The organism is Paraglaciecola sp. (assembly GCF_051252315.1).
Classification (GTDB): domain Bacteria; phylum Pseudomonadota; class Gammaproteobacteria; order Enterobacterales; family Alteromonadaceae; genus Paraglaciecola.
This window is the reverse complement of sequence record NZ_JBPOFP010000120.1, coordinates 1-12,813: the sequence shown is the minus strand read 5'-3', so window position 1 is coordinate 12,813 and position 12,813 is coordinate 1. Positions and strand designations below refer to the sequence as shown.

12 protein-coding genes, 1 tRNA gene and 1 pseudogene are annotated in these 12,813 nt (G+C 38.7%); 10 read left to right on the top strand and 4 right to left on the bottom strand.

The genetic code is table 11. The annotated features are described in order from the left end of the window. On the top strand, positions 1-503 hold a 503-nt coding region (locus tag ACSHXM_RS18035), incomplete at its 5' end, for an HD-GYP domain-containing protein (RefSeq protein ID WP_435691081.1). On the opposite strand, the pseudogene ACSHXM_RS18030 reads toward ACSHXM_RS18035, so the two are convergent. The 4 genes and pseudogenes from ACSHXM_RS18030 to hemA all read right to left on the bottom strand — a co-directional run. Next, positions 442-1,446: pseudogene (locus ACSHXM_RS18030) on the bottom strand (DUF3369 domain-containing protein); the annotation flags it as partial. The gene ACSHXM_RS18035 and the pseudogene ACSHXM_RS18030 sit on opposite strands and share 62 nt — an antisense overlap. A gap of 114 nt (positions 1,447-1,560) precedes the next feature. After that, positions 1,561-2,415 carry a peptide chain release factor N(5)-glutamine methyltransferase gene (gene prmC, locus ACSHXM_RS18025; protein WP_435691079.1) on the bottom strand — a complete coding sequence of 285 codons (855 nt, stop codon included), beginning with the start codon at positions 2,413-2,415 and terminating at the stop codon, positions 1,561-1,563. A gap of 37 nt (positions 2,416-2,452) precedes the next feature. Continuing rightward, complete coding sequence (gene prfA, locus ACSHXM_RS18020) at positions 2,453-3,538, bottom strand: peptide chain release factor 1 (protein ID WP_435691077.1); 1,086 nt, start codon at positions 3,536-3,538, stop codon at positions 2,453-2,455. A gap of 81 nt (positions 3,539-3,619) precedes the next feature. Then, complete coding sequence (hemA, locus tag ACSHXM_RS18015; RefSeq protein ID WP_435691075.1) at positions 3,620-4,882, bottom strand: glutamyl-tRNA reductase; 1,263 nt, start codon at positions 4,880-4,882, stop codon at positions 3,620-3,622. 235 nt (positions 4,883-5,117) lie between these two features. Between hemA and lolB the strand changes: the two genes are divergently transcribed. From lolB to ACSHXM_RS17970, 9 genes are all read left to right on the top strand, one after another. Further along, positions 5,118-5,636 carry a lipoprotein insertase outer membrane protein LolB gene (gene lolB, locus ACSHXM_RS18010; RefSeq protein ID WP_435691073.1) on the top strand — a complete coding sequence of 173 codons (519 nt, stop codon included), beginning with the start codon at positions 5,118-5,120 and terminating at the stop codon, positions 5,634-5,636. Continuing rightward, positions 5,627-6,499 carry a 4-(cytidine 5'-diphospho)-2-C-methyl-D-erythritol kinase gene (gene ispE / locus ACSHXM_RS18005; RefSeq protein ID WP_435691071.1) on the top strand — a complete coding sequence of 291 codons (873 nt, stop codon included), beginning with the start codon at positions 5,627-5,629 and terminating at the stop codon, positions 6,497-6,499. Before lolB ends, ispE begins: the two co-directional genes overlap by 10 nt. Before the next feature lie 38 nt (positions 6,500-6,537). Continuing rightward, positions 6,538-6,612, top strand: a tRNA-Gln gene (locus ACSHXM_RS18000). A 123-nt stretch (positions 6,613-6,735) separates the two neighbouring features. Continuing rightward, entirely contained in the window at positions 6,736-7,683 is a 948-nt protein-coding gene (locus tag ACSHXM_RS17995) for a ribose-phosphate pyrophosphokinase (RefSeq protein ID WP_435691069.1), read from the top strand. A gap of 207 nt (positions 7,684-7,890) precedes the next feature. Beyond that, a complete protein-coding gene (locus ACSHXM_RS17990; RefSeq protein WP_435691067.1) occupies positions 7,891-8,535 on the top strand; it encodes a 50S ribosomal protein L25/general stress protein Ctc in 645 nt (214 codons plus the stop codon). Positions 8,536-8,541: 6 nt separating this feature from the next. Then, positions 8,542-9,138 (top strand): aminoacyl-tRNA hydrolase, encoded by a 597-nt coding sequence (pth, locus tag ACSHXM_RS17985; RefSeq protein WP_435691065.1) that lies wholly within the window; start codon positions 8,542-8,544, stop codon positions 9,136-9,138. 118 nt (positions 9,139-9,256) lie between these two features. Continuing rightward, complete coding sequence (gene ychF / locus ACSHXM_RS17980) at positions 9,257-10,348, top strand: redox-regulated ATPase YchF (RefSeq protein WP_435691063.1); 1,092 nt, start codon at positions 9,257-9,259, stop codon at positions 10,346-10,348. A 226-nt stretch (positions 10,349-10,574) separates the two neighbouring features. Continuing rightward, on the top strand, positions 10,575-11,582 hold the full coding sequence (locus tag ACSHXM_RS17975) for a cytochrome-c peroxidase (protein WP_435691060.1): 1,008 nt from the start codon (positions 10,575-10,577) through the stop codon (positions 11,580-11,582). 2 nt (positions 11,583-11,584) lie between these two features. Further along, the coding region (locus tag ACSHXM_RS17970) for a histidine kinase dimerization/phospho-acceptor domain-containing protein (protein WP_435691058.1) at positions 11,585-12,813 on the top strand (1,229 nt) is incomplete at its 3' end.

Sequence of the window (12,813 nt, the reverse complement as noted above, 5' to 3'; positions counted from 1 at the left end):
AACGCATTGGTAAAGCAATGGAGTATCACTTTGGTGAAGGTAAACATATCCAACGTATGGTGAAAATTTGCGATGTATTAGGACGAGAAGCGGGGTTATCTTCTGCCGAACTAAATACATTGTGTTTAGCTGTGCCACTACATGATATTGGAAAAGTCAAAGTACCAGATGGCATTTTGGAAAAAGATAGTGAATTGGATGATAAAGAGTTAGACACCTTAAAAAATCATGCTGAATTTGGTTATAACTTGTTAAAAGACTCTAATCGTCCATTAATAAAAACAGCCGCGTTAATCGCCAGAGATCATCTGGAGTATTGGAATGGTAATGGTTACCCTAGAGGCAAGTCGGGAGAAAATATTCATATATTTTGTCGTATCACCAGCTTAGCTGACGTTTACGATTCAATACGTAATAAACAAAATAAAAATGGTCAAAGTGATACTCCATTGCTTTACCAATGCGTTCAATTACTTCTCTTTGTGTATCTTCAATGTCTTTAGTTAGCAAAACGTTATCGAATGCTATTTGTACATTTTGTGAAAAAATCTCAACTAATCTTTTATCTGTGTCGTTCAAACGTCTTGGTAATCCAGATAAATATAACAAGGAACCTTTATTACTCTTACTGCCGCAGTAGGCCACTAAATATTCATCTTCATATACTAAACACTGATTTTTATAAGCCTTTCTACATGAAATTAATTCAGCACCACTTAATACTTGCTCTAATTTTTCGCCTGCCCTACATTCGTACGATCCTTTGCCTGTAAACACATAAAGTTCATCAGGGTTATATTGTTCCAAAGGTTTAGGGCCGGCCACTGCTGAAGTTAAATAGGCAGCTCCCTTGGTACCACCCAATAATGAAGCTAATTGTTGGACAATGCCTTCAATAAAGTTTTCCAGCGAAAGAATACTAAACAAGTCTGCAGATGCAGCGATTATTTTTTCTAAACCTTTACGGCTTTCTTCTATTGAGTTTATATCGCGATAGGAACGAAGGGCTGAAATCACTACGGTAAATAATTTTTGAGCCGTGAGTTCAGTTTTAGATTTATAATCATTAATATCATAATTGATGATCACGTCTCTTTCAGGAGCCTGTCCTGGTTGCCCTGTACGCAATATTATTCGAGTAAAATGGTTATGGGCTTCATTTCTGATAAATTCGGCAACTTTTAAGCCTGCATCGTCTGTTTCCATCACTACATCGAGTAATACAACAGCAATATCATCGTGCTCACGAAACATTTGCCTAGCTTCTTCACCATTATAGGCGCTAACGAACTCTAAGTTGCGGTCTTGAAAAACAAAATCACTCAAGGCAAGTTTAGTAACCGCATGAACTTCTGGTTCATCGTCAACAATCAGAACTTTCCATTTGCCATGATTGATAACCTCTTCCTCACCATCATCTTCAGCAAACAAAATCTCATCAGACATATACGTTCCCATTTTAAGAAAATTAGCTTTGGTAGCTCTTACAACTCTAACCAATATAAAATATAACTTAGTGACTCGAACAACAAGTTAATTCGCTAATAATTAACAAAAAATTTACGATTTTTGAGCCAAAGTTACTCGTGGCATATGATTAAGATCTAGCTTATTAATTACGCTAGAATAACCATTAAAGTTTAACACATCTTTGACGATCTGGGCTTGTTGGTATCCATGCTCAATTACTAGCCATGCATTTGGTGACATGTGATTTTTTGCTTGTTGCGCAATGACTTGAATGTCATCCATTCCTTCCAGACCAGAAGTTAGTGCACTAGCAGGCTCAAATCGAACATCTCCTCGATGTAGAAATGGACTTGAAGATTCGACATAGGGTGGGTTTGTGACGATTAAATCGTATTTCTGTCCATCGATTGCAGAAAACCAATCACTTTGAGAAAACTTTACCTGCTCTAACCCATTAAGTTTAGCGTTTTCTTTTGCTAATTCGACAGCAGCATGACTTTTATCAACACCTAAAACATGCCAATTTGGGTTTTCGCTAGCGAGTGATAAAGCAATAGCCCCGGTGCCAGTGCCCAAATCTAAAACTCGGCTACTTTCGGGCAAGGCTAATTCTAGAGCAAGTTCAACTAAAAGTTCGGTTTCGGATCTTGGGATCAAAGTGGCAGGAGAAACGTTCAAGCGTAACGACCAAAAGTCTCGATACCCAATAATATAGGCGACAGGATGACCGACGACTCGTTGACTTATAAAATCTTCAAAACGTGCCTTTTGTCCTGGGGTTAACGCTTTTTCAGGCCAGGTATGTAAGTAAGTCAACTCACAATCTAAGCATGCGCATAACAGAACTCTACTGTCGATAACCACTGAGTTAGTCATACCGTCGTCACTTACGTTGTGCGCGGTTAACTGCTGTTTAGCCCATTGAATAGCTTGAGCAATAGTCAATTAACTATCGCTCAAGATTTTGAAAGGTATACATGTATTAATCGTCAGACAAAGACGCTAACAAATCAGCTTGATGCTCTTGTCTAATGGGCTCTAGCACCGCACCTAACTCACCAGCGATGACGTCATCCAAACGATAGAGCGTTAAGTTAATTCTGTGGTCAGTGACTCGACCTTGTGGGAAATTATAAGTACGGATACGCTCTGATCGATCGCCACTGGCAACTAAATTTCTGCGAGTAGATGTTTCTTCTTCTTGACGTTTTTCTTCTTCAAGCTGAGTTAACCTAGATTGCAGAATAGCCATGGCCTGGGCTCTATTTTTATGTTGTGAACGCTGATCTTGGCATTCTACTACAACACCTGTAGGAACATGAGTAATACGAATGGCTGAATCAGTTTTGTTAACGTGCTGACCACCCGCACCAGATGCCCTAAAGGTGTCTATTTTTAGATCAGCTTTGTTTATTTCTATCGCTTCAGATTCTTGTACTTCTGGCATGACTACAACCGTACAAGCCGAGGTATGTACCCTACCCTGAGATTCAGTTTCAGGTACTCGTTGCACTCTGTGTCCACCTGACTCAAATTTCATAATACCGTATGCGCCAGTGCCTAAAATATTGGCAATGACTTCTTTATATCCACCGTGTTCACCTTCATTTAAGGTTACTACTTCTACTTTCCAACCTTGTTTTTCCGCATATCGGCTGTACATACGGAATATATCACCGGCAAAAATAGCGGCTTCATCACCACCGGCTCCAGCACGTATTTCAACAAAACAGTTACTGTCGTCATTAGGATCTTTAGGTAACAATAAAACTTGTAACTCTTGTTCTAAAGTTTCGATACTTTGTTTGGCGGCTTTAAACTCTTCTTGCGCCATTTCACGCATTTCAGCATCGTCTTCTTGCATCATCTCTTGGGCTGATTCAAGGTCTTCTTGAGCAACTTGGTATTCGCGAAAACACTTCACCACACTCTCTAATTGCGAATACTCTTTGGTCAATCCTCGATAGCGGTCTTGATCAGCAATAACTTCGGCTTCACCTAGTAAAGCTTGCACTTCTTCAAAGCGCTCAACCAGAGTTTCCAATTTATGTTGAACAGATTTTTTCATTATATTCCTGTATAGACTGACATTAATGTCTTTAACTAAAAATGATGGAATGCATTAGGATTAGAAAATCCCGTTTATTAACTAATTATCCTGATTTTTTAATCCTAATGCATCTTTTAAAATAGATAGGCTTTGAGCATCTTGTTCACTCGCCGCTTTTTTTAACGCTTTGGTAGGCGCATGAATCAAACTGTTGGTTAGTTTATTTGCCAATTCAATTAACACTTGTTCGGCATGTTTTCCATCTGCAAGTTGATTCACGGCTCGGTTCACCAGCATATCTTTTTGAGATTCACTTTGCTCTCTAAAACTTTTTAACACATCAATTGATGATTGGCTTTGTTGCCACTGTAAAAATAACTCAACTTGCTGTTCGACCATCTCATTAGCCAACACAGCAGCGTCTTGACGTGACGCTAGGTTTTTTTCGACGATTTGTTGCAAATCATCAACCGTATATAAATAGGCGTCGTCTAATTCAGCCACTTCGGCTTCCACATCTCTTGGTACGGCTAAATCCACCAAAAACATAGGTTTATGTTTGCGTTCTTTTAACGCACTTTGAACCAAACCTTTACCTATGATGGGTAATTGACTAGCAGTAGAGCTAATAACAATATCTGCGTCTTTTAAATGGCTAGGTATTTGCGCCAAGGTTAACACCGAACCACCCAATGGTTCTGCTATGGCTTGGGCACGAGCTAATGTGCGATTAGCCACAGTAAGTGATTTCACACCTTGCTCAGATAAGTGTTTAGCCACAAGTTCAATAGTATCACCAGCCCCAATCAGTAGTACTCGGCTTTTATCTAAAGAAGAAAATATATGTTTAGCGAGTTGTACTGAGGCATAAGCAACAGACACTGCATTTGCACCAATTTCTGTTTCATTGCGCACTCGTTTAGCGACAGAGAATGTGTGCTGAAACAACCGTTCAAAATCACTTTGAATAACGCCAGAATTTTTTGCGTCGGTAAAAGCCTGTTTGACTTGCCCTAGTATTTGCGGCTCGCCTAACATTAATGAATCTAGGCCACAGGCAACACGCATAATGTGATGAATAGCTTGTTGCTGAATATGTAAATAGCTGTTGTTTTGTATTTCACGACTATCTACGCCATGAAACTCAGCTAACCAAGTTGCAATACTATCAACTTGACTCTGCTCAACTTGTGCATATATCTCGGTACGGTTACACGTAGAAACAATGACCGATTCTTTGGCACCCGTTCTTTGTCCTAACATTGCAAGCGCGTCAACAATTGCGTCCGGAGAAAACGCAATTTTCTCCCGCAATTCTATCGAAGCGGTTTTGTGGTTGATGCCAAACGCAATTAGGGTCATGAGATGATAATTAATTTACTACAAAATTTTTGCGGCATTGTACGCAAAAGGTAAAACTATTGAAAGAGAAGTCATTTTTATGTTCATATTGTATCCCTAAATATTGACATTTCAGAACCTAACGTTGAAAAAATCCCAATCTACACTTTATCTTTTAGTGCCATTTTGCTCAAAACTTTTGGCCTTTAGCTTAACAATATTTTTATTTGGCTGTGCTCAGAAGCCGATTCAACAGGTGAATTTAAACGCAGTTGAACATCAAAAAATGTTAACCCAATTCAATCATTGGCAAATTAAAGGCAGATTAGGATTCAAAAGCCCAACCAAAAAACAAAGTGCAAGTTTCAGCTGGCAACAAAAACAAAGCGAATTTAAATTAAACCTTACGACTGTTATTGGTACTTCGTTACTCAAAATGTATGGTGATAAAGAACAGGTTACATTGCAGGCCGATGACGAAGTTTATCAAGACACTAACGCTAGCTTTTTGATTTGGCGAATGACCGGATGGCAAATACCTGTTGAACACTTTCCTATTTGGATTAAAGGACAAATCACCCCAAATGCACAGTTTATAACTGCAGAACAAGGTTGGGTGACGCAGATTCAACCCAATTGTGACCAATGTGAAGACTGGCTAATCAACTACGACAACTACAAATTGATCAATGGAATGTGGTTACCCCACAAAATAACCTTTAATAACCGCAGTACCAACAACCAATTACTCATTAGGGTTAACTCATGGTCATAAATGACACAAAGCCTCAATTAACGTGGTGGCCAAGCCCAGCCAAACTTAATTTATTTCTACATATTAATGGCAGATATGAAAATGGCTATCATCAATTACAGAGCCTTTTTCAATTACTCGACTTTGGTGACGAACTCGCGTTTGAAATTAATAAAAGTGGCCGAATTACCCTGGCAACCCCAATTGATGGGGTACCTGACGAAGATAACTTAATCGTTAAAGCGGCTAAACTATTACAGTCCCAAAGTCCTTCAGCTCTAGTCAACAAGCTAGGCTGCCATATTCATTTAAAAAAGCGGTTGCCAATGGGTGGCGGAATTGGCGGTGGTTCGTCAAATGCAGCAACAACATTAGTAGCATTAAACAAACTTTGGGACATCAATCTACCTCAAGATCAATTAGCTAAACTTGGATTGAGCTTAGGCGCAGATGTACCGATATTTGTCCAAGGAAAAACCGCCTTCGCAGAAGGTGTGGGAGAATTATTAAAACCCGTTGAGTTAAGCGAAAGTTACTATCTTGTGGTGTTTCCAAATTGCCACGTTTCCACAGCAGACATATTTGGTCAAGCTGATCTGCCTAGAAATACAGCTAAAATAGAGTTTAGTGACTACAAGTTCGACAATACACATAATGATTGCCAAGAATTAGTCTGTAAACTCTATCCTGATGTTGCAAACACATTACAGTGGTTGTTAGAATACGCGCCGTCTAGAATGACCGGTACCGGCGCATGTGTATTTGCGATGTTCAAGCAACATCAAGAGGCGTTAAATATTCAAGCTTTATTGCCTAAGGGCAGTATAAACTTTGTAGCTAAGGGGCTGAATATTTCACCTTTATATACACATCTGCAATCGTAAGATGTAATCTACGTATAATACGGGTATAAAAGTTTAATTGGGGTATAGCCAAGTGGTAAGGCAGCGGGTTTTGATCCCGCCATTCGTAGGTTCAAGTCCTGCTACCCCAGCCAATTTTAATAAGAAATGTTAAGTTGTGAGTCATTGCTTGATCCCGACGTTATGCGTAGGTTCATTCTAATGACTATAGCCATTTTTATTTATGTAACTAAATTTAAGCACCGAGGATTTTAATCGTGCCGGATATGAAACTTTTCGCTGGAAATGCAGTACCTGAACTAGCCCAAAAAGTCGCTGATAGACTTTATACTAAACTCGGACACATGAGTGTTGGTAGATTTAGTGATGGTGAAATCAGTGTAGAAGTTCACGAAAATGTTCGTGGATCAGATGTTTTTATCATTCAATCCACTTGTGCCCCCACTAACGACAACTTAATGGAATTGATCGTAATGATCGATGCCTTCCGTCGTGCATCAGCTGGCCGTATTACCGCCGTAATTCCATATTTTGGATATGCTCGTCAAGATAGACGAGTTCGTTCAGCTAGGGTTCCCATTACAGCAAAAGTTGTTGCTGACTTCTTGTCAAATGTAGGTGTTGACCGTGTATTAACTATAGATTTGCACGCAGAACAGATTCAAGGCTTCTTCGATGTACCAGTAGATAATGCCTTTGGAACACCTATTTTGTTAGACGATATGCGTCAACGTAATTTTGAAAATCCGGTTGTGGTTTCTCCTGATATTGGTGGTGTAGTTCGAGCAAGAGCGCTTGCTAAGCTGATGAATGACACTGATTTAGCCATCATAGACAAACGTCGCCCTAAAGCGAATGTTGCACAAGTAATGCATATTATTGGTGATGTTCAAGATCGCGATTGTATTATTGTTGATGACATGATCGATACTGGTGGCACCTTAGCCAAAGCAGCAGAAGCATTAAAAGCCCATGGCGCTAAAAATGTCTACGCCTATGCAACTCATGCTATATTTTCTGGCAACGCTGCACAAAACTTACGTGACTCTGTTATTGATGAAATTATCATCACAGACAGTATCCCATTAGATCCAGAAATAAGAGCGATTCCTAAAGTTAAACAGTTAACATTATCTAACATGTTAGCTGAGGCGATTAGACGTGTAAGCAACGAAGAATCTATCTCGGCAATGTTCGAATATTAGATTAATCCAATATTTGCAAAAAAGGCGACATTTATGTCGCCTTTTTTATGCGCAAAGATTGTGTCAAGCCTAGGCTAGTGTTAATATTCGCCGCCCTTTTTTATAGGGTTAGTTAAATTGTTTGATTAATTCAATAGTTTAACAATATTTACGTGAATTTTGGTCGCAAAAATTCACACTCATTTACTTATTTTTGGAGTTATATCAATGTCTGATGGAATTTTCACTCTAGACGCAGAAGTCCGTACTGATTTAGGGAAAGGTGCGAGCCGCCGCCTACGTCACGCTGGTAAAGTACCTGCAGTCTTATACGGAGCAGATAAAGAAGCTGTTTCTTTAACACTTTCTCATAACAAAGTTTTTCAAGCGCAAGCTTTTGAAGCTTTTTACTCTCATGTTTTAACCTTAAACATTGGAAAAGAGCAAGTTGAAGTTTTGGTTAAAGACATGCAACGTCATGCTTTTAAACCACTAGTAATGCACCTTGATTTCTTACGTGTTGATGCTAATAAAGCACTTCATACTCACGTTCCTTTACACTTCATCAATGAAGATAAAGCAGAATCAATCAAGACCCAAGGTGGCCATGCAGAACATCACATGGTTGATGTTGAAATTAGTTGTTTACCAGGTGATCTTCCAGAGTTCATCGAAGTAGATTTAACTGATGTTGAACTAGGTCAAACACTTCACCTTACAGATTTAGTATTACCTAAAGGCGTATCTTTACTAGAGCTTAACAAAGGTGAGTCTCACGATTTAGCCGTTGTTACTGTTAAAGTAGCTAAAGGTCCTAAAGTTGAAGACGAAGATGAAGGCGATGCAGCTGAAGAAGAAGCACCTGCGGAATAAGTTGCCTTGACTGAATCTGATAACAGTATTCAGTTAATCGTGGGCCTGGGTAATCCAGGCCCCGAATATCAGCATACACGTCATAATGCAGGATGGTGGCTAGTAGAGTCTCTAGCTAAAACCTATAACTGCACATTAAAGCTCGAAAACAAATTTTTTGGATACACTGGCAGAATTTCAATTGCCGGACAGGATATCCGATTACTCATCCCCACTACCTTTATGAATAAAAGTGGTCAAGCGGTTGCAGCTTTGGCTAAGTTTTATCGTATTCCGTTAGCCAATATATTAGTCGCATTTGACGAGCTTGATTTGCCACCTGGTGTCGCAAAATTCAAAAAAGGTGGAAGCTCTAGTCAAAATGGCATTCGAGATATCGTCAGTCGAATGAGTAATCAAAAAGACTTTTTAAGACTCCGCGTAGGCATTGGCCACCCTGGAGACAAAAGCCGAGTAACAGGTCATGTGTTGGGTAAAGCACCACAAAAAGAACAGCAACAAATTGAAGAAGCGATAGATGAAGCTATTCGCTGTACCGAGATGTTAATTAAACAAGATTTAAAAACAGCTATGAATCGATTGCATTCATTTAAAGCTGAATAAGACAAACCAAAAACTTACATCGAACGTTAAATTTAACGTAACACAATAAATTTTAAATTGATTGGTAGTAAAATGACTTGTACCAATCGATAGATCAAATATTAAGAGGAAATACAAAATGGGTTTTAAATGCGGCATTGTTGGCCTACCAAATGTAGGTAAATCGACTCTTTTTAATGCATTAACCAAGGCAGGCATAGAAGCAGCGAACTTTCCATTTTGTACAATTGAACCAAACACAGGTGTCGTCCCGGTTCCAGATTTGCGTTTGGATAAATTAGCCGCCATCGTTCAGCCTAAACGCACCATTCCCACTACGATGGAATTTGTGGACATTGCAGGCTTAGTAGCAGGCGCTTCCAAGGGTGAAGGCTTAGGTAATAAGTTTCTAGCTAATATCCGAGAAACAGACGCTATTGGACACGTTGTACGCTGCTTTGATAATGAAAACATAGTTCATGTTGCGGGCAAGGTCAGTCCTGAAGATGATATTGAAATCATTAATACAGAATTAGCATTATCTGATTTAGATACAACAGAAAAAGCGTTAAACCGCGTTGCAAAACGAGCCAAAGGTGGCGATGCAGATGCAAAAGCAGAGCTAAAAGTATTAGAAAAAATTAAGCCGCATTTAGATGAAGGTCAATTATTACGCTCTATTGAGCTTGATAAAGAAGAGTTAAAAGTTATCAGTTATATGAACTTTTTAACGCTCAAGCCCACTATGTATATTGCCAATGTTAACGATGACGGCTTTGAAAATAATCCATACCTAGACAAAGTGCGAGAGATTGCAGCCTCAGAAGGTGCTGTTGTTGTAGCCGTTTGTGCTGAAATCGAAGCTGAAATTGGTGAACTGGACGAAGAAGAAAAAGCAGAGTTTATGGCCGATATGGGACTAGAAGAACCAGGCCTAAATCGTGTTATTCGCAGTGGTTACGAATTATTAACTCTGCAAACTTACTTCACAGCAGGTGTTCAAGAAGTAAGAGCTTGGACGTTTCCTGAAGGCTCTACTGCTCCACAAACAGCAGGGATTATTCACACTGACTTTGAAAAAGGATTTATTCGAGCTGAAATTATTGGCTACGATCACTTCATTGAATTCAATGGTGAACAAGGTGCTAAGGATGCCGGTAAATGGCGCCTGGAAGGCAAAGATTACATAGTGAAAGACGGAGATGTAATTCACTTTAGATTTAATGTCTAATCAAAATATTGGCTATACATTCATTAAAGGTTTGATGGATGTATAGCTTTCTATCCTGACTTAATACGCTCCACACCACAAACAAAATCCCCCTTAAATAACTTTTCAATCTCGCTACTTTTTATTCCCTGTCTTGAACTAAAGAACTACTAGAAAAATACACCTAAAATTTGATAATTAGCTATACTTTTTTAAACGTTATCAAATAGATGGATTATAGAATTAAATGGGAAAGCAATATTATCTAGTACTCATTTCAGCAACTCTTATTTGTCTTTGCTTTCCAATGTTTATTTTGCTTACTCAAAGCCACGCTGAGGACCAAAATCCTGTCCAAGAAACAGTCTATGACTTTACAGAAATTGAGCACCCTATCCAGCCGATCCCCACACTAAAAAGTGTAAACAAAGAACTAGTGTTACTTGGTAAAGCATTATTTAATAGCCCTTTATTATCCAAAGACAATACGATTTCCTGTGCCTCTTGCCACATGCCCAATTTCGGCGGCGAAGATGGTTTTCCAGTATCTACTGGCGTTAACAGCCTTAAAGGAAGTCGAAACTCTCCTACCGTACTCAATAGTGTTTTTAATTTTAAACAGTTCTGGGATGGAAGGGCTGCCACGTTAGCAGAACAAGTATCAGGCCCAATACATAATCCCGTCGAAATGGGAACCGATTGGAATTCAATTGTGAATAAATTAAGCCAAGACAGTTATTTTTCGGGTGCTTTTAAACAAATGAACAATAAGGAGATCACGGCTGAAAATATCATTCGCGCCATTACTGCATTTGAAGAAACTCTGATTACCCCCAATGCCCCCATAGACAAATATATATTAGGAGACAAAACAGCCCTATCACAACAACAAGTTCGTGGTTTAGAGTTATTTATGGATTATGGTTGTACAACTTGTCATCAGGGGATAAATATAGGTGGTAATTTATTTCAAAAGTTTGGTCGAATTAGCGACATCCCCAAAAATCTGTTAACAGACTTAGGTCGCTACGATATTACTGGTGATGATTACGATAAGAATGTATTTAAAGTTCCATCCTTACGCAACATTACCCAAACAGGTCCCTATTTTCATGATGGCTCAATCGCAACATTAGAAGAAGCGGTGACTATCATGGCTCGCTCGCAACTAGGTCGAGAACTTTCTCCTTCTGAGCTTGCAGATATCGTCGCTTTACTTCACGCTTTTAGTGGTGAACTAGTGGAGATACTTTAAGCATGAAGTTATTAAAGTACTTACCCGAAACCTTTTGCCTTTTAACTTTACTGACTTGTTCAACTCTATTGAGTTATACCCAATATCTAGACGGTAAGTTACACAATACTCGAGAACAACTGTCTAAGTTGGAAAACCTATTACCCCAGTTTCAAATTCAATTATTAAACGTCAATTTTAGTGACCATCTGCATTATGACGACATTGCGCAACTCGAATCACAGATAGAAATGACGCTATCCAACATGGACCAAGGTACCGAACATGCCCAACTTGTTAAAAGTTACTTAGACCTTTCTTCTTTATATATCCAACTTGTCTCTATGACAAAAACCTCACTACGCCTTATTAGTTCCGATAAAGTACACAGTGATAATGTCGCTAAAGACAAGGTAACTGAGTTAAAACAACTAATATTTAAATTTACCATTACACCTCAAGATAAATTGCGAAATGAAATTTCAACCTTGTTAGCACAAACCAATAACGCCAACAATGCTAACCTCAATAAAAACGATTGGACCCTATTTACCTTACACACCAATTTTATTTTAGATAATTACCAAACTTCAGCCATGCAAAGGCAATCACTGATTGTATTACCCGTTGTGGCTAAAACAATTGAAGCAATCGATGAACAATATGCACGACAAGCGGAGCTAAAAAGGAATGAATTGGTGGGGTTCAGTGGCTGTGTCATATCGATATTATTATTGCTATTGGTTGTATTAAAAAAACAACAAGTTGTATTAAAAACCACCTCAAAAGAGCTTGCTCATGCTGCCAATGTAAAAAGTCAGTTTTTAGCTAATATGTCTCATGAAATAAGAACTCCAATGACCGGAATAATTGGGCTGGTTGAATTATCTTTAAAATCTAATTTAACAGAACAGCAAAGACAGTATTTAGAAAAAGTGGATTTTTCAGCTAAATCTTTATTAACCATAATAAACGATATTTTAGACTTCTCTAAAATTGAATCCGGTCACTTACACATTGAAAAAGTACCTTTCGAACACGCTAAACTTATTGATAACCTAACCATGATGCTGGGACGAGTGGCTGAAGACAAACATATAGAATTACTCTTCGATATCTCACCGAATATTCCAGATTCAATCATTGGTGATCCAGTACGTATTAATCAAATTTTACTTAATCTTTTATCTAATGCCGTCAAATTTACCGAAAAAGGTCACGTTGTTTTACGTGCAGAGTTACAAAATGAGGA